Source organism: Sorangium sp. So ce590 (assembly GCF_051521365.1).
In the GTDB taxonomy this organism is placed as follows: domain Bacteria; phylum Myxococcota_A; class Polyangia; order Polyangiales; family Polyangiaceae; genus Sorangium.
Window position 1 is genome coordinate 8,460,575 of the sequence record NZ_CP150346.1, and the last position, 19,415, is coordinate 8,479,989.

A 19,415-nucleotide genomic window follows, 5' to 3' on the forward strand; every position below is an offset into this window, starting at 1 on the left:
TGAAGGAGGCCCTCATGAGCCAAGACCCGCGGGCGGCGGCGCGCCCGCCACGGGCCGGTCCGTGTCCGTCGAGGAGCTGCGCCGTCCCCATGTCCGCGTTGGCGCCGCCGCGAAGGAGGCGCCGATGAGCCACCCGATGAAGCCCGACGACGGGGCACCGGCGCGCGTGCGCTGGGCACGTCTGCGTTTCTCGATCACTCGAGGCTGCCGGCAACCCGAGCCTCATGACCACCGAGCTCAAGGCCACGCTCGCCGATTACGCCGCCGGCAACTACCGTGGAGGAGCCGTCGGCGATCGTCGCTATCCTGCGGCATCTGGGTCTGCCGACGGAGGCTCCTCCGCTCGCGCGGGCGCGGCGGATAGGCATGTTGGGAACGTGGCGTCCGCAGCCCCGTGCCCGCAGATCCCCGCATGCGCCGACGGCGCCGGTCCGACCGGCGACGTGGGCGCATCTTCGCCGTCGCCTGGGGACGGTGGCACCGTGCTCGCTCGTGTCCAGGCGCATCGCCCCGCTGCGCGGGCGCCTGCGGCGGCCCGGACACGAGCTGCGCGCGGTGCCTCACGCGAACCGTGGGCGACGTCGGAGGGGCGCTCCGCTGGGGGCTCGAGCTCGGGGCAGGTGGGGCTGACTGGCCGCGAGGGTGGCGTCGAGGCGAGCGAGCCCATGACAGCGAGCCTGCGGAAGGGCTGGCGCCCTCCGTTCGTCGAGGCCAGCGCTGGTTTGCAGGTCCACGCAGCTGCGAAAGGGGGCGCCAGTGCAGAAGTATATCGGTCTGGATGTTCACGCCGCAAGCAGGACGTTTGCGGTGATTGGGGAGAGCGGCAAGCGGCAGGGGTCGCACGTGGTCGAGACGAACGGCCAAGCGCTCGTGGAGCAACTCAAGACGATCACCGGCAAGAGGCACGTGGTGTTCGAGGAAGGGACGCAAAGCAGGTGGCTCTACGAGATCCTCTCGCCGCACGCGGAGGAGATCGTGGTGGCGATGGTCTCGGAGAGCCGAGGCCAGAAGAGCGACGAGCGCGACGCGTTCCGGCTGGCCGAGCAACTGCGCACGGGAGCGATCAAGACGCGCGTGTTCAAGGAGGTGGGCGAGTACAAGACGCTGGGCGAACTGGGCCGCACCCACGCGATGATCGTGCAGGACGTGGTGCGGGTGCAGAACCGGATCAAAGCGTTGCTTCGGTCGCGCGGCGTGGCCGTGGCGGGCAAGAGCGTGTACTCGGAGCAGGGCCGCGGGGAGTTTTTGGAGAAGCTGCCCAACGCGAGCCGTGCGGCGGCGACGATGCTCTACGCGCAGTACGATGCGGTGGAAGCGGTGCGGCGGCGAGCGGAGAAGGGCCTCGTCGCCGAAGCGCACCGACACCCGATGAGCCGGGTGCTCGAGTCGTGCCCTGGGCTGGGGCCGATCCGGGTGGCGCAGATGATGCCCATCGTCGTGTCGCCGGCGCGGTTCCGGACCAAGCGGCAGTTCTGGTCGTATTGCGGCCTCGGGATCGTGATGCGCTCGACGTCGGACTGGATCCAGAACAAAGAAGGCGGCTGGAGGCGGGCCGAGGTACAGAAGACGCGCGGCTTGAACCTGAATCACAACCGCACGCTGAAGAACGTCTTCAAGGGCGCGGCGACGACGGTGATCACGCAGCTGCCGAACGAGCCGTTGCAACAGGACTACCAGCGGCTGATCGATGCGGGCACGAAGCCGAACCTGGCGAAGCTGACGATCGCCCGCAAGATCGCCGCGATCGCTCTTTCGATGTGGAAGAGCAAGGAGAAGTACGACCTGACGAAGCATCGCAAGCAAGGCTAAAGACTCGTCTCACGTGTGGATTTATCAATCCCCAGCAGCGGTGTAATCGCCGGCGCAGCAGCTGGAGACGAGCAAGGTTCGAGGGTGAGTATCCATGCTTGTCCTGGCCCAGGCGCAGTCGACCTGAGGTCCCTCGGATAGGCTATGCCCACTCGGAGTACCGAAAGAAGCCATGGTCAGAAGAGGCCCAGATAGAAGGATGGTTCCCGCTCCGTGCGCGAGAACAACAGGGCTTCGATCTCGTCGAGGATGCCAGCGAAAACACCCCAGAAAGGGAGCTACCGTCATCCTCCGTATTGGCCAGCGGTTCCGATGCCAATCGCGGACGCGTGGTCGACCGGGAAGCGCTCAAGGCTCGCCGCGCTTGCCAGCTGAACGCGGGCAAGCCCCGTCGCAAAAGCCAGCCGAACCCGGACAAGCCACGCCGCACGTGCCGACTGGGAGCGGACGCCTCCGTTGAAGAGGACGGTCGGCGATCGGGAGGGATCTGGCTTGACACTACGTTCCATAGAAGGACAAGCAAACGCGTTCCGCAAAGCAAGATTCTCGGAGCCGTTGCTGGCTCGTGCAGTCCGACTGTACGAGTTTGTCGACAGAACGGGCCTTATGCGATCAGACAGGCCTTCCACTCGTGAACCGCCTGCGATTACCGCGACGTCGCACCAAGCGGAAGGCATCCTACCGTATAGCTGTACACTACTGGCACCAAGCGGAAGGCATCCTACCGTATAGCTGTACACTACTGGTCGACCCCATTGGCGTCAACCTCCGGCATGGGAAAGTCGGTCGGCTCGGTCAGGCTCACGAGGTGACGATACTCCCGCCGTCGGGCGCTAGAGCCGTCCGGCCGAAGTCCTCGAGTTTAGCGCGGTTTGAACAATCGCGCGGCAGCGGAATAGGTGGACTTCGTAGCGGAATCGGGTCATGTGTGCGCTCACATCGCAGCCGCCGCACAGCAGCGAGTCGTTCGGATTTTTCCGCTCCGGTAGCAGGTTGGCCTGAGGGCCGTCGTCAAGAAAGCGCGCTCGGAGCTCCGAGGTATCCCATGAGGCAACTAGCTCCTTCTGTTCTCATTCTAGTTCTTGCTTGCTCGAGCGAGTCCGCTCCCGGCGACGGCTACAGCCCAGGGGCGAGCGGTTCGAGCTCGGGTGCCGCGGGCTTGGGCGGAACCGATACCAGCTCTGGCGGCGGCGCTGACCCCGCCGGAGCGGGCGGCACGGGCGAGGCCGCTGGCAACAGCTCGGGTGGTACCACTGCGGGGTCCGCAGGCACCGGCACGAGCTCCGGAGGCAGCGACTCGGGCGCGGGCGCGGGCGGTAGCGGCGGCCAGGTCAATCGGCCCGAAGTGGTGCTGGCGGGTGACAATGTGAACGCTAACGGACCGCTCGAGACGACGGTTCAGGACCTCTCGTTCAGCGGCGGTGGCCACATTCTCGTCAGGCCGACGACGCTCACCACCGAGCCCAACAAGAAGCACCCGGTGGCCATTTGGGGTCCGGGCGGAGGTACCCCTCCTCGCGACTACCTACAGCTGCTGACGCGCATGGCCTCGCACGGCTTCGTCCTCGTCGGTATTCGAGAGTCGACGGGCGACGCCGTGCTCATGTCGGCGGCGATCGATTGGCTGGAGGCTCAGGACGCCGATCAGAACAGCCCCATGTACGGCCGCTTGATCCTCGACCGCGTTGGTGTGTTCGGGCACTCGATGGGCGGGCTGTCGTCGGAAGCGGCTGCTCAAACCGATGAGCGCGTCTCCACCGCGTTGCTCAACAACAGCGGCTCCTTCGAGCACAACGCCCTCGTCAATCTCAAGATCCCTGTCGGCATCATCTACGGTGAAACGGGTCAAGAGGCGCCCAACGCCGAGGGTGACTTCAACAACGCCGGCAACAAGGGGCCAGTCTGGCTCGGCAAGATGAAGGGCGGTGGTCACGGCTCGGGGCCTTGGGACGGCGCCGGAGCGAACGTTGCTTGGATGCGTTGGCACCTCGGCGGGGAGAACTCCCGCAAGGACGCGTTCCTCAAAGACGGTGGCGACTACAACAACAAGGGCGTGTGGCAGACTCAGTCCAAGAATTGGAACGAGTGGAAGAACTGGAACGAGTGACAGGCGGTACACCGAGCAGACGTTCGTGCTCGGCAGCATCACGTTTCAGGACGGGCTCGTGACATGAGCCCGGCTGGCTGCGTCTGGCGCGCCCTGTTCTTCGAGGATGTCGCAACCTAGCAGGCGATCGAGCGGCACGTAGGTGTCCGGCTTGCCCGCTTCGCCGGCGACTCGCACGCCGACCGTGCTGGGCATGTAGTGGCCTTGTCGCTCGCGACGCCATAGCTTGCGCGCCGGCTTGTAGCTGGAGCTCACCTCCGCGCGCGCGAGCACGCCGTTCCAGTAGACTCGCCGCCGCCGCTCCTCTGGAATGACGCTGCGCGGGAACGCGCTCAGCAGGCTCTCGTCGACGTGCGCCGCTTGAAAGCCATGGGCTCGGCGCCGCGGCCTGGCGTGAGATTCCTGGAGCTCGGCGCGACCGTCCACCTTGCTGACATCAGGCTCACGTGCGCTGTCGCGTGGGCCCGGGCGCGTCGCCGCTAATGCGCTATCGGTACCGGTTCACAGAGCCTCCCCGTCGACCCTACTCAGGGAAGCGCAGCGTCTCGACAGCGATGCCGTCCTCCCCCGTGATCTCCTCGCCAGACCAATCCCAGCTCGTTCCGCCTGGGCCCGGCAGCCCGATCTCGAAGGTGACCCCCTCCAGCGTGAGCTGGTCCTCGTCGAGGTAGGCGATGGCGATCGAGTCGCCGCCGCGCCCGGGACCGCCGTAGCCGCCGTCGCCTCCGAGGCCGCCGCTGCCACCCTGGCAGGACCACATGCCGTCCCCGAAGGCGCCTCCTGGTGCGCCACGCCCGCCAGGGCCGCCTTCCTCCGGCTCCCCGCCGTCGCCGCCTTTGCCCCCGTCGCGGGCGGTGATGATGCTATCGCGCACCGTCACCTTGGCGTGGAGCGCCACCATCGCGATGCTCGGTTGGCCGTTCTCGCCCCCTCGGCCGCCCCGCCCCCCGCAGCCGCCCGCGCCTCCGGAGCCGCCACCGGCGCCGCCCTTTGTGGCCACGCCGCACGCCGCGAGCCCACCGCGACGCCCGCCGCCCCCGCCGCCGCCTTGGCCCGGCATCCCCCGGGCGCCGTCGCCGGCCCTGTCGGGGTGCCATCCGGTCTCATCGATCCGCCCGCGGCCCTTGCCCGGTGCGCCGGCGGCACCCCACATCCCGCTTCTCCCGGGGGCGCCGCTGCTGCAACCTCCGTCTGCCCGGTTGCCACGGCCTCCATACCCATCGTAGTTGGGGTTCGGCTGGGGTACGGGCTCGCCATCCTCCCCATCTCCAGCGCCGTCCGCGAGCCCGTCTCCTCCCTTGCCACCGTCGCTCGGGATCCCTCCCTCGCAGGAGTTCACCGGCGGAGCCCCGCCCGGGACCGTCGCTGCGGAGCACGCGTCTCCCCCATACTGCCCGTCCGGCCCCGACGCTGCCCCACCCGGCCATTTCTCCCCATGGTGGCCCCTCAATCCCTGCTTGGCTTGGATCCAGCTTCCGATGATCTCTACCGCGGTCCCCGACTGAACGATCATTCCCATATGCCTTGGGCTGCGGACGTACACGTGATCGATGATCGAGACGCCATCCGCAGCCCCCGTGTCGCCTGCCCGCGCCGGCTCGATGGTCAGCGGGATGTGCCCAACCGGTGCAGTGAGCTTGGCCATGTTGTACACCGGATCTCCAAGCTCCCGATGCCGTTCCCATTCCAAGAAGTCGAAGCCTCCATAGATATCCACCCCGGAGGGCAGCAGGATGGACTCCACGAAAGCATTGCCAGTGAGGAACACGCGACCGCGCCCGGTGCGCGCGAGCTCGATGGCGCGCGGCAGGGAAGTAACCGGCCTGTCTTTCGTGCCGGGGTTCGCGTCGTCACCGCCGAGAACCGGATCGTTGACGAACACGCCGCAGCCGTCCATCGCCCGCCCCGCCGCGAGATGCTCCAGGCAGACCGACTCGGGAATCGGATCACCTGCACACGTCGATGGATCGCCGCACGGCGGCGCTCCGTCTGGGTCGTTCACCCCCGGCGCCGTGCCGCAACCGACCGCGGCGAGCGGCACAAGAGAGACCAGGAGAATCGCGGAATTCAAGTGCATCGGCATCCCTCGCTGGCAGCGTCTCGCGAAGCGCGCGTCAATGGGGCGGCTCGCTTGCCGCACCGAAACGATAGAGCTCACCCCACGGGCCTTCCGCCCCAGCGCCCGCATCGTCCGCCGGGCCGGCGTTCCCCGCGAGGCCACCATCACCGGCGGGACCGGCAACAATGTTGGTCCCGGGTCGAATGGCGAAGTTGGGCACCACGTAGGCGATGCCGACGGATGCGCCGCCGAGCCCGCCGCCGGCATCGCCTCCGCGACCGCCACTGCCTCCCCAACCGCCAGGGCACCCCGTCCACATTTCAGCGTCAGAAGTCCCGCCCCCATGACCACCGGTCCAACCGACCCCCCCCGGTTGGCCCGTCCCGCCCACGCCGCCCTGGCCGCCCTTGCCCGTGAACACGTCGCTGGCTGCGACCGTGAGTTCCGTGCCGTCCAGCGCAACGATCCCGATGCTCGCACCGCCATAGCCGCCGCCATAGCCGCCCTGACCGCCACAGCCGCCGCTTCCTCCCGAGCCGCCGGCGGCACCCCCCTGGGGGCCGCCTGCCCGACAGGCGACCATGGGCCCGCGCGACTTGCTGCCGCCACCGCCGCCGCCCCCCTGGCCGGTGCGGCCTCGCTTCCCGTCCTCACCACGGACACCGATCCATCCATCGCCGCTGAGGATGCCTGGGCCAAAGGCACCACGCGCGCGACCGGCGTCGGCGCCGTCTGCGCCATTGCCGCCTTTGCTGCATCGCCCGAGAGCCGCGCCGAGCCCGGCGTGGCCGTCGTACTCGGAATCCTCCGCAGGCAACGGCTGTCCCGGTGCGCCATCGCCGCCGACGTCGAGTCCGCCGTCACCGCCATAGCCGCCCGTCGACTCGATGCCGTCGTCGCACACGGTGACCACCGGAAGGGCGCCCGTCGGGGAGTCCGCGGTGCAGGCATCCGCGCCGTCGTTCCCCACCACGCCATCCGTCGCTCGATAGCTCGGCGCGTCCTCGCCCGGCTCCCCGTCCTTGCCGTTGCCCGCGACGATCACGCTGTCCTGCACGATCGCCCTGGCCCCCGTGCTCAGAACCATCGCGATCGACGACTTGCGATCGGGCGCCGAGGCGTCCGCCGCGACAACTCGCACGCCGGCGATCACCGACGTCGTGTCGTCCCGCGCGAGCACCGTACCCTCCTCCCCGAGGACCCGCAGCGGGATCCCTCCCGGCGGAGCGATGATCGTCGGGTGCTCCGGCCCGCCGAACGACCCTTCATATGACCAATCCCCGCCGTTACACCGGCGGCCCCCCCAGAGGTCGACCCCCGAGGGAAGCGAGATCGTCTCCGCGAACTCCCCGCCGCACGCGTACACGCGCCGGGTCGCTGCCTCGCCGTGGCTTCGCCCGTGCGCGGCGAGCCCGATCGCGTGTCGCAACGTCCTCACTGGCGCGCCCTTCGTTCCGGGGCTGTTGTCGTCGCCCTGCTCGCTGACGAACACCCCGCATTCATCCAGCGCCGGCGCCGTGCCGGGCTCTCCCTCGCACGGACCGGGCGGAGGCACCGGATCGGGTTCGCACGCCTCCACCTCCCAGCAAGGGTCGGAGTACGGGCACCCTGTCAGCGTGCTCGCGCCGCACATGAAGATCGCGACGGCGACGACGGACGTCGCCACGCGCCGGCCTTCCTTCGAATGCATCGGCTCGGCCCCTGATGTCCTCACCACAGCCCCTCGACCTTCACGCCGATCTCTCGCTCGGTCGCCACGGGCGAGGCGTGGATCCGATCCTCAGCCGGCGTGAGCCCCAGGAAGGAGAAGTCCGTGAAGAACGAGGCGGCGGTCGCTGCCCCGATCACACCGCCGGCGATGAGCATGGCCGTGCCCACGCCCGCGGACAGGTTGCGCTCGTCTCGGAGGCGGAGCAGGTCAGCGCACGCCGGGCGGTCCGCCGCTTGCCAGCACCTGGACCCGCTCGCCGCCGCACCGCCGCTGAGCCCGTCGCGCCGTTCGCTCAGATCGCCGTCAAGACTGGTGGCCCGGATCATGAGCAGGGTGCCCGCGGACAGGGTGGCCGTCGTGACGGCGATCCCGGCGATTCGCAGCGTCGTCGGCCACGACGCCGGCTGCCCGGGAGCCTGCGGGCGCAAAGCGGGCGGTGCGCTCGCGGTTATCGGTGCCGCGGGCGCGCCCTCCTTGGCGCTGCTCACGACCGTGCGCGGCAACTGTATCGTCATGGTCGGCTCCGTCGCCGCCTGCGCGTCCAGCGTCTGAGATCCTTCCTCACGGCCCGGTGCTCGGGCCCGCACCATGTGCTTGCCAGGCTCGAAGAACAGTGTGTAGGTCCGCCTGGGTCGGCCGATGGGCTTGCCGTCGATGAGCACCTCGGCATCCGGCGGATCTACCGACAGATAGAGCGTCGGGACGAACTGAACGGCCTTGGCCAGTCCGTCCGCGAATCCTTTTTGCTGGTCAGGAGAAAGGGCCTTGCGCCGCTCAAGGCTCCAAGCCAGGTGCTCCGCTGCGTCACGAAACTTGCGTAACTTGAGCTCGCAGAGCCCCAGCTCTCCAGCGACCTCAGCGGACTCTTTCTCTGTAACAGATGTCGAGTCGATCGCCTCGAATGCCGCCTTATAGGCGGCGTGTGCCTCGGTCCACTTCCCCGATGCCCAAGCTCGTCGGGCGCGGCGAAGCTGGTCCTTTACGCTCGAGCCGTCACTTCGTGCGGGGACCGGATTGCGATCCTCCGCACGAACCGGATGGGTAGTGCCGATCGCGACGCCAAGCATCAGGCATATCCAAAGCGATTGCGCAACAAAACGCATGCATAGACAGTACTTACGCCAGCCGTGGCGCGTCAACGGCGCTGAAACTGGCATGCCCTGGACGATCGGACGAGAAAAACCCCGCCCGAACAGGGAATGCGGCCATCGCTGCTCGTGTAGTCGCGCCCCTGCGGCCCCGCATGTCGCACCTTATCCGACCGGCCCTGGAGCCGCCCTGCATTTTCTTGAAGCCCTGCAGACGGCTCAGGTGTTCTACCGGTGATGGGCGAGCCAGGCAGCACCCCTACCGGCTTCGAGTTCTTCCGGCGCCTCGCGCGGCGTTTCGGGGTCCCTGCGCGGCACGCGGAGGACCTCGCGCAGGACGCCTTGCTGCGTGGACTCGAAGCGGATCTGCGGGTCGAGCTCGGGGAGGCCCGAGCGTCCTACGGTGCCACCATCGTCCTGAACCAGGCGCGGAACCACGTGCGTGTTTCGCGCATCGTGAACACTCGTCCCGCGCCATCGTGAACGCCCGTCACGCGGCATCGTGATCGGAGCGAAGCGACGTCCCTCTGGTTCCCTCTTGGTGTCTCCTTCCCGTCTTGCCGGACGGGTCCGAGCGTACCCCACGTTCCACTTGACAATCAACCGCCCGGCCGTCGCGGCGTGTCTCATCTCCATTGTGGGTGAGGCGCTCCCCGTCGCGCGCTCACGTCCGTCGCGCGCTCTTACCCGTGCTTGCCCTCCTTTCGCCTCGAAGGCCCGTTCAGCGCGATGCGGTGGGCGCCGTGCAGGACGCGGTCGCAGATCGCGTCGGCGACGATCGGATCGGCGAGGTAGTCGTGCCAGCGCTCGGGAGGCAGCTGGCTCGCGATCACGGTGGCGCGCATCGCGTACCGGTCCTCGAGCACCTCGAGCAGATCGCGCCGCTCGGTCTCCAACACGGGCGCGATCGCGAAGTCGTCGATCACGAGCACGTCGACGCGCGCGAGACGCGCGAGCAGGCGCGGGTAGCTGCCGTCGGCGCGGGCGAGGCGGAGCTCGTCGAAGAGGCGGGACGCGCGCCGGTACACCGCGCGGTAGCCCTTGCGACACGCTTGCTGGGCGAGCGCGCAGGACACGTACGTCTTGCCCGTTCCGGTCGCGCCGCTGATGAGCACGACCTGGTGCTCCTCGATCCATTTACCGGTCCCGAGTTGCCGGATGAAGGCTTTGTCGAGTTCTCGACGCGGTGGATAGTCGATGCCCTCGACCGTAGCCTCTGCGATGCGCAGCTTCGCCTCCGTGAGCGCTCGCTTCAGGCGCTTGTTCTCGCGCGCCATCCACTCAGCGTCGACGAGCATCGCGAAGCGCTCGTCGAAGGACAGCGCCACGGTGTCTGCACTCTGTTGCTGCTCCAACCATGCGGCGGCCATCGTGCCGAGCCGCATCGCGTAGAGCTTCTCCATCGTTGGTTCTTTCAACATCTATTCTCTCCAGTTGCAACAGGATTGTCTGACGTCCACGCACTCGTTGCCGACCACGATCGGGGGCCCACGCGCGCGTCGCCGTGCCTCCCGGGGGCGCGACGTCGGAGGCAACGTGCGTGGGCACGAGACCGCGTCGACGAGCGCGCCGCGCTGCAAGGCTTCAGCGTCCTCGTCCAGTGTCTCGAAGAGAGCTCTCGCCCGTTGCTCGTCGAACCGTCCACCGAACACGGCGGCGAGCCACTGCGCTCGATGCGCCTCTGTTGGCAACGTCGTGACGGCGAGCAGCATCATCGTCAGCGAAGCGATCATGAGACCTGTCGGCATGTCGTCACTCCGGTCAGTGGTAGTAGTCGCTGCCGCGCACGTTCTCGTGGGCGACGCTCGGCGCTTCGCGTGGCGCGTTGTCGAGCATGGGCGCGCGATCCAACCCATGCTTCAGGATCGACTCGACGTGCCTATACGAGCGCGCCCCCACGGCGAGCGCTCGCCCGCACGCCGCCTCGACGCGCTCGTTGCCGAAGCGCTTCGCGAGGCGGAACAGGCCGAGGCACGAGCGGTAGCCGTGCTCGGGATGGCGGCGCTCGGCGAGGATCGCCTCCGACAGCATGGCCGTCATCGGCCCCACGGTGCTCGCCCAGCCGAGGATGCGTGTCGGTGTCCACTCCGCGTGCTTCTGGTGCGATGCCGGCATGTGCTGCGGATCGGTCGTGTGTCGCCCGGGAACATCGCTGCGCAGGTGCGACGCGACGCGCCCACGGCTGTGGAACAGCTCCACCGTCGTCGCCGTCGAGCGCGCCCAGAGTTCCTCGTGCACCAGCGTGAACGGCGCCGAGTAGAAGTGGTCGCGGACCTTCGCGTGATAGTCGATGTTCAGCCGCGTCTTCGTCCACTCGGCGTGCACGAACGGCTCCTCCGGCAACGGGCGGAGCGCGGGCTTGTCGAGCCGCTCGAACAGCTCGAGCCGGCTCGCCTTGTAGTGCCTCATCACACGGCGATTGAGCTCGGCGCAAAGCTCGGCGATCCGCGCGTTGAGCGCGCCGAGGGAGTCGAACTGCTCGTTGCGCATGCGCGCGAGGATCCATCGCTCCGCGACCAATACGGCGACCTCGACCTTTGCCTTGTCGCGCGGCGATCGCGGGCGGGCCGGCAGGATCGTCGTGCCGTAGTGACGCCCGAGCTCGGCGAACGTCCGCTGTACGCCGGGCTCGTAGCGGCTCGACACCGTGACGGCGCTCTTGAGCTGGTCGGGCACGACCGCGTTCGTCACGCCGCCGAAGAACGTGAACGCCCGCGCGTTGCTCGCCGTGAAGTCGGCGAGTCTTTGCGTGCGCGTCGCCTCTGCGTACGTGTAGCTCGAGGCCCCGAGGACCGCGACGAACAGCTCGACCTCGACGACCTCGCCGGTCGCCCGCTCCACGTAGTGCGGCTTCTTGCCCGCGTAATCGACGAACATCTTGTCGCCGGCGGCATGCACCTGGCGCATCGTCGGCGCACGCTGGTCGAGCCATGCGCGGTACACGTCACAGAACTTCGTGTAGCGGTAGCCGTCTGGATGATGCTCCAGGTACTCGAGATGAAGCAGCTGCAACGTCACGCCTGGCCGTCGCAGCTCCACGTGCAACGACGCCGGATCTGGCAGCGGTCGCGGGTCATGCGACGTGATCCGCGGCCCGAAGAGCCGCTCGTCGAGCGCCTCGTCGTCGAGCGCCTCTATCGCCGTCCAGTCCAGCCCGAGCGCCATCGCCCGGCCCGCGACCTTGCTGACCGTCCCTATGCTCACGCCAAGCGCGGCCACCACCTCGCGGTGGCTTTGCTTCAGCGTCAACTTCTGCCGCAGGATCTCTCGTGCTTGATGCATCGCCAGCCTCTCCGTCGCCATCGCACCTCCTCGCGGGGCCGACGGCGTTCGGGGAACCAGCAGACGTCGCTCGCCGTCGTCCCGGCACGACGGTCGTACCGGAACAGACGGTCAGGTGATGCTACGTTCACGCGGCGGCGAGACGGGCGCTCACCATCGCGAAACGAGCGTTCACGATGCTGCGATCTGGGTGTTCACGATGCCGCGATTTCGGCGTTCACGATGCCGCGGCGCACGCGACGTGGACCCGGACAAGAAGTTCTCGTGGCCGTCGTACGTCGCGGTCGTGCGCGCCAGGAAGCGCTGCGGCACGATCGTCCTGGTGGTCGCGCCGGACGCCGGCGTGGCTGCCTGGGCCGCGGAGAACATCGATCTCGGCCTGGGTCGCGGCAACGTCGAGCCGCTGGTGCTCGGTCCGTCGGTGGTCCCCGAGATCATCGACCCGGCCGACGCGGAGAAGGAGACGGAGCTCGCCGTGCTGTCGGCGGTGGCGCACGGCAACGGGCCGAGCGGGCTCACCGTGGTCCAGGCGGCGCTCGCCGGCCTCGGCCGGCTCGACCAGGCGCACGCGATGGTCTATTTTCAGCTCATCTGGAACGGGTTGCGTGAGCCCATGAGGCAGGCTCTGGAGGCATTGGTCATGGAACGGCAGATCGAGGGCGAGGCGACGTTTCCTCCGTTCGTGCAGAAGCTCGTCGATCGCGGCAAGCTCGAGGGCATCCGTGAGGGCAAGAGGGACACGCTGCTGCGGCTGCTTGCGCGTGCAGGGATCGTGCTCACCGAGGACGAGAGCGCGCGCATCCAGGCATGCACGGACGTCGCGACCCTCGACCGCTGGATCGAGAACGTCCTCGGGGCGAAGACGGCCACCGAAGTGCTCTCCTGACGGGATACGCCCTGTCAACCGGAACGCCCCACGTCATCGAGTCAACGAACGCCAGGCCGCTGCACGGATCCCCGCTCGTGGGACAGGGCTGAAACCCGGGGCCGCCGCCGCTGCTGCTCGCGCGGAAGGTGCTGCCCGAGCTACCCTGACCGCCGCTGATTGTGATCGTTCACATGGCGGCATCAATCGAACAATGATCGGCGCGCGGCTCTCCTCGATCCCGCCGGGGGCGCAGCGGCGGCCGGCCGCGGCATCCGTGTGGGCTGCAATTACGACCTCGGCTCGTGCGCGCTCGAGCAAGGTCGACCTGGATGGGATCGTCAAGGCCCGCGATCTGGATGTCCGGGTCGACCAGGGGGAGAAGGAAGCGCGCCGGGATGCCCGCGCCGCCGAGCGGCCCGGATCTCAGTACGCCATGCGCACCAGAAAGTAGCTCGTCCCGTCGATCGACTCGATCACGCCGTCGAGGTCGAGCTGGTTGGTCGCGGTGAGCGTCGCATAGACGAACCCTCCGGCGCGGGCCCCGACGCGCGAGAGGCTGAACGCCGGCCCGGGCGACCTCGCCCAGCGCGTCGCGCCGACCTCGCGCATCACGTAGAAATTACCCGTGGCGCTTCCCCCGTAGGGAGGCTGCGGCCCGAGGCCGAAATCAGTGGTCCCCGCGCTCGCGAACATGGCGAAGATCGCGTCTCCGCCGATGGGCGCCGACGTCCGGTCCGTATAGGTGAGCCCCGTGGGCGCCGCGTCCTCGACGAGGGTCGAGCCGTCGGCGAGGGACACCCGAAGAAAGCCGTCGATCGTCACGACCCCGATGAAGCCTCCCCCGACCGACAGGGCGTAGGCTTCGTACTCGGGGCCCGGCCGCGTCGACCACTGGCAATTCCCCGCGGCGTCGTAGCGGGCCAGCACGAGATCCCGGTTGCCGGCCGACAGGGGAGGCACCGGACCGCACCCTAGATCAACCTCCCATGCCTCGGTGATCGCGAGCACGACGCCGCCGTCGGGCACGGCCGCGAGGGCGACCGATGACGGGGTCCCGGTGTTCGCTCTATCCCAGGCGACGGCCCCGGAAGGGTCGTACTTGATGACGTGCGCGTTCGAATAGAAGCCGTTCGCGTAGAAGACGCTCCCGTCGACGCCGGCGGCGATCGCGTGCGGAGCGTTCTTGTCCTCGAAGGCGTGGAGCCTGGGCGCGTCCACCGCGTAGAGCAGCGCGCCGCTCGGATCGACCGAATAGATGACGCGGAACGTCTCCCTCCCCGCGGTGTGGATCGGGCTCTGGCCGAACGCGGCGGCTGACATCTCGAAGACGGGGACCGTGAGGGCGATGTGCCCGTTCGCGCCCGCGACGAGCTGATAGGAGAACGACGTGGTGAAGGGGATCTCGTTGCCGTAGGCCTCTTTCCCCCACAGAAAGGAGCCGTCCGGCCCGAAGCGCGCCACGAGGATCTGCGGGTACGACGCGGGATTGACCGGTTCGTAGCCGGCGACGGCGGCCTGCTGGCGGTTCATGAGGACCACGGCGCTGCCGCCCCCGTCGACCGCGAGCTTCAGCCCGCTCCGCGGGAGAGCCAGCTTCCAGAGCGTCTCGCCAGCATCGGAGGAGCAGCTCTCGTCCGGGAGCGACGCGGCATTCTCGGGCATCGGAGGCTGCTCGCCGGCGCAGGGCCCCCAGCCGTCGCCCGCCGGAAGGCAGGTCCGGACGCCCTCTTTGCAGATGCCGACGCCCGCGGTGCCCGGCGGGCCGCCGTAGCAGGCCTCGGTCGCGCCCGGCACGCACGAGCACGCCGACGACGCCTCGTTGACCTGGCCGTCGCAGTTCTCGTCCTCGGGCGTGGTGCAATCCTCGGCCGCGGGCACGACCTCGCCCGCACAAGGGCCGAAGCCGGTCCCCGAGGGAAGGCACGCGCGCTCGCCAGCTTTGCACGCGCCGACGCCCTCGGTGCCGGTCGGGCCGCTGTAGCAGGCCTCCTTGGTGGACGGCGCGCAGACACACCCCGAAGCGGGCTCATTGACCTCGCCGTCACAATTCTCGTCCTCGACCGTTGCGCAATCGTCCTGGGGCGCCGGGGTGACTTCGCCCACGCAATCGCCGAAGGATTGGCCCGAGGGCAAGCACGCCGCGCTGCCCGCCTTGCAGACGCCAACGCCCTGCGTGCCCGCCGGCCCGGTGTAACACGCCGTCACCTGGCCCGGCTCGCAGGCGCACCCGTCGTTGGCCAGGCCGTTGCAATCGTCGTCCTCGGGCGTGCTGCAGCTTTCGAGCTCGGGCTTGATCTCGCCCGCGCAGGTCTCTTCAAAGCCCGACCCGTCGGCGAGGCACGCCCTGGTCCCGGCGCGGCAGATCCCGACCCCCGCGGTCCCGGCCGGGCCCCCGTAGCACGGCAGCGTCTCGCCGGCGGTGCAGACGGGCTCGGGCGGCGGGGGCTCGGAGCAGCTGCAACCCTCCGCCAAGGAGGCCAGCAGAACGAAGACGAGAAGAGGACCATAAGGGCGCCGCATCGCCCCATCGTAAGCGAAGAATCCGACCGAGATGGTCCGAAATCGTCGGGCCGGCGCGGCCGCGGCCTCCTGCGCGATCGCCGAATGTCGCGCTGGCCAGGCTGGTTGCACGATCCGGCCGCACTGTCGACGTTCGTCCGCCGAGCAGAAACAACTTCCGCGAGCAGCGTTCCAGACCAAGCCGCAGCTGGCGATGCCGTCTACGAGCGCCGTCGCCCCGAGAGGACGACGCTACGACTGGCCGGCGACGAGCGGCACCTCTCCGCTGGGGATCAGGGGCATCGCCTTTGATCCATCCGGCAACCTCGGCATGACAGGGTACACGGCGTCGGACGTCGACATGGGCGGCGGCGTGCTCCGGTCCGGGGGAACGGACGACGCCCTCTTGGCAAAGTACGATGCCGCCGGCAACCACACCATCAGCAAGCTCTTCGGCGATGATTCGATCCCGCAGGCCGGCAATCACATCGCCTTCGACGCGGACTGCAACATGTTCCTCGTACGCAGGCACGTGACCTCGTCCTGGTTCGACATGTTCCTGGACAAAGTCGACAGCGCCGGCAACCCCCTCTGGAGCGAGCGCCTCAACGCCGGGCATGAAGCAGATTGGCACATCAGTTCCATCGCGGTGGATCCGACGACGGGCAGCGTGGTGTTCACGGGAAGATACTACGGGGACTTCGATCTCGGGGGAGGTCTGCTACCGCGGAGTGAGAGTGACTACGACCCGACGAGCGGCTACGTGGCGAAGTTCGATGCGATGGGACATTTCGTCTGGAGCAAGTTCTCCCCCCGCCGCAGCGGCAGGTACATGCCAGGCGCCATCATGGCCGTCGACCCTTCAGGGCAAATTGTGATCGCGGCCGACGACTCGGACATCGTCGATGACGGGTCAGGCAAATTCGCGCGGTTCCTCCTCGCGCGGTTGGACGCCTTGGGAAACCCTCTCTGGAATCAGGAATGGACCGCTCCTGTCCATGATAGATCGGCCTCGAGCTTCAATGAGTGCCTTGCTGGCATCGCGGTAGACGGAGACGGAAGCGTGATTCTCGCCGGGAACGCGCCGGGCCTGCGCACACGTCGTTGCGCTCCGCCCACGTGAGCCCGGCGATCTGGATGTTGTTCGGGTCCGAGTCGTCGATGGCCGACGCGGGGACGAGCGCCACGGCGAAGTCGAGCGCTCGCGGGGGCGTACCCCTGACGACGGATTGACCATTGTCCAATGTATTGGCGCCGCCTCCAGCAAACGGACATCCCGGGTTTACCCTCGTCGCATCGGGAGATCGTCCTCCCAGGGAGCACGACCATGAAGGTAGCCATCTTGACCGGCAGCGTGAGGAGCGGGAGACAGTCGCACAAGATCGCCCATCACCTGGAGCGGAAGCTCCGGGAGCGGGGCGCCGAGGCCGACCTGATCGATCTGGCGGAGACGCCGTTGCCCATCCTGGAGGACCGGTCGGGTCGCTCCCCGCAGCTCCAGGCGACGGTTCAGGCGCTGAGCGCGCAATTCCGCAGGGCGGACGCGCTCGTGTTCGTGACGCCGGAGTACCACGGGAGCTTCTCGGGCGTGTTGAAGAACGCCCTCGACTATTTCTGGGAGGAGTTCAACAAGAAGCCGATCGGCGTGGTCGCGGTCTCCGCGGGGAAGCTCGGGGGCATCAACGCCTCGACGCAGCTCCAGCACGTGATCCTGAGCCTGGGAGCATTCCCGCTGCCGCTGAAGCTGCTCGTCCCGGAGGTCCAGAACGTCTTCGACGAGTCGCTCCAGCTCAGGAGCGAGCAGGTCGGGAAGGCGGCGGACAGATTCCTCGACGAGTACCTGTGGTTCGCTCAGGCGATCGTCCAGGCGAAGCAGGCCGGCGAGAGGATCCGTGTTCCGGTGCCGCCCTTTGCTCTGCGGGGTCCCTTGGGTCGGTTCCCCCACTTCTTCGCTCATACTGCGGCACTCCGACTGCCCGACGCCCCCGCTCCGCTCTGCTCCAGGCTTCGCCAGGCGCACCGAAGTCTACGTTTAGGGCAAGGGTGGCGAAAAACGGACAGACATTAAGAGCGCCGAACAAAACCGGACCGAGCCAGGCAGCCGAGGGTGGGTGCAGCGCTAGGCGCGACGAGGAGCCCTACTGAAGTAGGGCGACGAGGAGCAACGACGCGATGCGCCCGCTCTCGGCTGCCTGGCGACGGGAGGTTTTGAGAGGCGCTCTAATCTCACGAAGCAGGCCCTCGTCGCCTGGGAGGGCACGAAGCCTGTCCTCTCCGAAACGTTTCGAGCTCCTCGTCCCTTGACCGCTTTCCCAGAGGGAGGCAACGCGGCGTATGGGGCGCGAGCCGCCCCTGGCACGCGTGCCCGCACGGATAAGTTGTTGGTACAGCGTCACTTTTCCAGGAGGGAAGCGAATCGCGAAGGTTTCCTATATCAACCGGCACGTGCGGCGTGGCTGTACGATGAGAACGTTCACAAAGAGGAGCTTGACATTCGGATCGCGTTTGGATTCTCTAGCTCCTCGGATCGCGATTGGATTTCCTCGCCCTGTTGGTCCTCGGAACGCCTGAGGCGTAGTTTTGCATGCCAGCTGCAGCGCGGCGCGCGACCCGTGCGTCGGCACGTGCCGCTTGCTTGGGACACCACGGTGACAATGCAAAATGCGCCAACGCACTTGTAGCGCGGGCCATGGAACTAGCGCGGGCCATGGAACTCGAGTTTGACTTTTACGCACGTTGGAGGGCCTCATGCTCTTAAAGAACTGGCCTGCTGTCCTTTCGTTCTCGGTCATCTCTGTCCTCCCCGCCGCGGTGTATGCCAGCGACCCCGCTGGTCTTCCCCTTCCGCCCAGGGGTTTCGATGCCAGGGACGCCAGCATTCCCCATGGGAAGGTGGACGTCTCCGTCAGCTATCCGACCCGAAACTACGGAATGCGGAAGGTGACGGTTTATACGCCGCCAGGGTATTCGACGAGCCAGAAATATCCTGTCGTTTACCTGCATCATGGAATCGGCGGCAATGAGGTCTCCTGGATCGGCCAGGGGAGCAACGAAGGCAATGCCGACAATATCATGGACTATCTGTACTCGAAGCAGATGGCCAAACCCATGATCGTTGTGATGCCCAGCGGCAAGATGGACGGAGCGGACGATTTCGCGCGCTTCGCAAACTTCGGGGACGTCCTGCTCCACGACCTGATCCCCTGGGTCGAGGAGACTTATTCCGCCGCCACCGACGCCGATTCGCGGGCCATCTCCGGCCTGTCAATGGGCGGGGGGCAGACCTTCAACTTCGGGTTCCCCAATACCGATGTCTTCCATTACATCGGACCGTATTCGGCTGCGCCCAATACCCAGCAGCCAAGTCAGACCATCAAGAATGTGGCTGCGGTCAAGGACAACGTGAAGCTCATCTTCATCTCTTGCGGCAGTACAGACGGCCTGATCGGCAATAGCGAAAATTATCACAACTTCCTGGATCAGAACAACATCGACCATATTTACCAGATCGAGCCGAACGAAGGCCATACCAAGACCGTCTGGAACCGCAGCTTTTACAACTTCGCCCAACGCATTTTCCTCGACGGGGGTGCGACGGGCGCCGGTGGGGCCGATGGGGCCGGTGGGGCCGGTGGAGCCGGTGGGGCCGGTGGAGCCGGTGGGGCCGGTGGAGCCGGTGGGGCCGGTGGAGCCGGTGGGGCCGGTGAGGCCACGGGCAACGGCGGGAGTGCAGGGGACGGAAGCGGAGACGGCGGGGGCGTGACCGGAGGTGGTGCCGTCACGACAGGCGGTTCTGCAGCGACTGGCGGGCAGGTTTCGAGCAGTGCGAGCGGCGGCACCGACCAAGATACGCCCCCGACGGAAGACTCTGGCTGCAGCTGCTCGGTCCCCGGGTCCGAACCCGGAACGCCGCCTTGGCGCTTCGGGATCCTCCTTGCGGCAATCGGAGCCGTCCTCTTCAGAGCGCGAGCAAGACGGAATCGAGGCTGAGC

At 67.7% G+C, this 19,415-nt stretch carries 15 protein-coding genes and 1 pseudogene; 8 read left to right on the forward strand and 8 right to left on the reverse strand.

The window, feature by feature from the left end:
- Positions 1-756: 756 nt before the first annotated feature.
- Together WMF28_RS31945 and WMF28_RS31950 are read left to right on the forward strand one after the other, a co-directional pair.
- Positions 757-1,809, forward strand: coding sequence for an IS110 family transposase (locus tag WMF28_RS31945; RefSeq protein ID WP_437597185.1), 1,053 nt, complete (start codon positions 757-759; stop codon positions 1,807-1,809).
- A gap of 1,159 nt (positions 1,810-2,968) precedes the next feature.
- Complete coding sequence (locus WMF28_RS31950) at positions 2,969-3,916, forward strand: poly(ethylene terephthalate) hydrolase family protein (protein WP_437597186.1); 948 nt, start codon at positions 2,969-2,971, stop codon at positions 3,914-3,916.
- A 45-nt stretch (positions 3,917-3,961) separates the two neighbouring features.
- Here WMF28_RS31950 and WMF28_RS31955 read toward each other — a convergent pair whose 3' ends face one another.
- The 4 genes from WMF28_RS31955 to WMF28_RS31970 all read right to left on the reverse strand — a co-directional run bounded on the left by WMF28_RS31955 (position 3,962) and on the right by WMF28_RS31970 (position 8,789).
- Positions 3,962-4,342: a hypothetical protein gene (locus tag WMF28_RS31955; RefSeq protein WP_020738812.1), complete on the reverse strand. Its 381-nt coding sequence runs from the start codon at positions 4,340-4,342 to the stop codon at positions 3,962-3,964.
- Positions 4,343-4,439: 97 nt separating this feature from the next.
- Entirely contained in the window at positions 4,440-5,993 is a 1,554-nt protein-coding gene (locus WMF28_RS31960; RefSeq protein WP_437597187.1) for a hypothetical protein, read from the reverse strand.
- A 37-nt stretch (positions 5,994-6,030) separates the two neighbouring features.
- Positions 6,031-7,665: a hypothetical protein gene (locus tag WMF28_RS31965; RefSeq protein WP_437597189.1), complete on the reverse strand. Its 1,635-nt coding sequence runs from the start codon at positions 7,663-7,665 to the stop codon at positions 6,031-6,033.
- A gap of 20 nt (positions 7,666-7,685) precedes the next feature.
- The gene (locus WMF28_RS31970; protein WP_437597190.1) at positions 7,686-8,789 is read right to left on the reverse strand and encodes a hypothetical protein; all 1,104 of its coding nucleotides are present in this window, start codon (positions 8,787-8,789) and stop codon (positions 7,686-7,688) included.
- A 222-nt stretch (positions 8,790-9,011) separates the two neighbouring features.
- Here WMF28_RS31970 and WMF28_RS31975 point away from each other — a divergent pair.
- Positions 9,012-9,227 (forward strand): annotated as a pseudogene (locus tag WMF28_RS31975) (sigma factor); the annotation flags it as partial.
- A gap of 230 nt (positions 9,228-9,457) precedes the next feature.
- Here WMF28_RS31975 and istB read toward each other — a convergent pair.
- From istB to istA, 3 genes are read right to left on the reverse strand one after another with little or no spacing between them, the layout of a single operon-like run.
- On the reverse strand, positions 9,458-10,195 hold the full coding sequence (istB, locus tag WMF28_RS31980) for an IS21-like element helper ATPase IstB (protein ID WP_437597191.1): 738 nt from the start codon (positions 10,193-10,195) through the stop codon (positions 9,458-9,460).
- Positions 10,196-10,522, reverse strand: coding sequence for a hypothetical protein (locus WMF28_RS31985; RefSeq protein ID WP_437597192.1), 327 nt, complete (start codon positions 10,520-10,522; stop codon positions 10,196-10,198).
- A gap of 13 nt (positions 10,523-10,535) precedes the next feature.
- Positions 10,536-12,056, reverse strand: a complete 1,521-nt coding sequence (gene istA, locus WMF28_RS31990) for an IS21 family transposase (protein ID WP_437597193.1) — start codon at positions 12,054-12,056, stop codon at positions 10,536-10,538.
- A 241-nt stretch (positions 12,057-12,297) separates the two neighbouring features.
- On the opposite strand from istA, the gene WMF28_RS31995 reads away from it, so the two are divergent.
- Both WMF28_RS31995 and WMF28_RS32000 read left to right on the forward strand, forming a co-directional pair.
- Positions 12,298-12,942: a hypothetical protein gene (locus tag WMF28_RS31995; protein ID WP_437597194.1), complete on the forward strand. Its 645-nt coding sequence runs from the start codon at positions 12,298-12,300 to the stop codon at positions 12,940-12,942.
- A gap of 193 nt (positions 12,943-13,135) precedes the next feature.
- Positions 13,136-13,375, forward strand: coding sequence for a hypothetical protein (locus WMF28_RS32000; protein WP_437597195.1), 240 nt, complete (start codon positions 13,136-13,138; stop codon positions 13,373-13,375).
- On the opposite strand, the gene WMF28_RS32005 is transcribed toward WMF28_RS32000, so the two are convergent.
- On the reverse strand, positions 13,348-15,444 hold the full coding sequence (locus WMF28_RS32005; RefSeq protein ID WP_437597196.1) for a hypothetical protein: 2,097 nt from the start codon (positions 15,442-15,444) through the stop codon (positions 13,348-13,350). The two genes, WMF28_RS32000 and WMF28_RS32005, sit on opposite strands and share 28 nt — an antisense overlap.
- Positions 15,445-15,475: 31 nt before the next feature.
- On the opposite strand from WMF28_RS32005, the gene WMF28_RS32010 reads away from it, so the two are divergent.
- The 3 genes from WMF28_RS32010 to WMF28_RS32020 all read left to right on the forward strand — a co-directional run bounded on the left by WMF28_RS32010 (position 15,476) and on the right by WMF28_RS32020 (position 19,413).
- Positions 15,476-16,546: a hypothetical protein gene (locus WMF28_RS32010; protein ID WP_437597197.1), complete on the forward strand. Its 1,071-nt coding sequence runs from the start codon at positions 15,476-15,478 to the stop codon at positions 16,544-16,546.
- Positions 16,547-16,750: 204 nt separating this feature from the next.
- On the forward strand, positions 16,751-17,491 hold the full coding sequence (locus WMF28_RS32015; protein ID WP_437597198.1) for an NADPH-dependent FMN reductase: 741 nt from the start codon (positions 16,751-16,753) through the stop codon (positions 17,489-17,491).
- Between the two features lie 680 nt (positions 17,492-18,171).
- Positions 18,172-19,413 (forward strand): alpha/beta hydrolase-fold protein, encoded by a 1,242-nt coding sequence (locus WMF28_RS32020; RefSeq protein WP_437597199.1) that lies wholly within the window; start codon positions 18,172-18,174, stop codon positions 19,411-19,413.
- Positions 19,414-19,415: the final 2 nt, after the last annotated feature.

Bases quoted from the DNA above. Each gene is read 5' to 3' on its own strand.
- WMF28_RS31960 (WP_437597187.1), bottom strand. From the start codon at position 5,993: ATGCACTTGAATTCCGCGATTCTCCTGGTCTCTCTTGTGCCGCTCGCC.
- WMF28_RS31965 (WP_437597189.1), bottom strand. From the start codon at position 7,665: ATGCATTCGAAGGAAGGCCGGCGCGTGGCGACGTCCGTCGTCGCCGTC.
- WMF28_RS31970 (WP_437597190.1), bottom strand. From the start codon at position 8,789: ATGCGTTTTGTTGCGCAATCGCTTTGGATATGCCTGATGCTTGGCGTC.
- istB (WP_437597191.1), bottom strand. From the start codon at position 10,195: ATGTTGAAAGAACCAACGATGGAGAAGCTCTACGCGATGCGGCTCGGC.
- WMF28_RS31985 (WP_437597192.1), bottom strand. From the start codon at position 10,522: ATGCCGACAGGTCTCATGATCGCTTCGCTGACGATGATGCTGCTCGCC.
- istA (WP_437597193.1), bottom strand. From the start codon at position 12,056: ATGCATCAAGCACGAGAGATCCTGCGGCAGAAGTTGACGCTGAAGCAA.
- WMF28_RS32000 (WP_437597195.1), top strand. From the start codon at position 13,136: ATGATCGGCGCGCGGCTCTCCTCGATCCCGCCGGGGGCGCAGCGGCGG.
- WMF28_RS32005 (WP_437597196.1), bottom strand. From the start codon at position 15,444: ATGCGGCGCCCTTATGGTCCTCTTCTCGTCTTCGTTCTGCTGGCCTCC.
- WMF28_RS32010 (WP_437597197.1), top strand. From the start codon at position 15,476: ATGGTCCGAAATCGTCGGGCCGGCGCGGCCGCGGCCTCCTGCGCGATC.
- WMF28_RS32015 (WP_437597198.1), top strand. From the start codon at position 16,751: ATGAAGGTAGCCATCTTGACCGGCAGCGTGAGGAGCGGGAGACAGTCG.
- WMF28_RS32020 (WP_437597199.1), top strand. From the start codon at position 18,172: ATGCTCTTAAAGAACTGGCCTGCTGTCCTTTCGTTCTCGGTCATCTCT.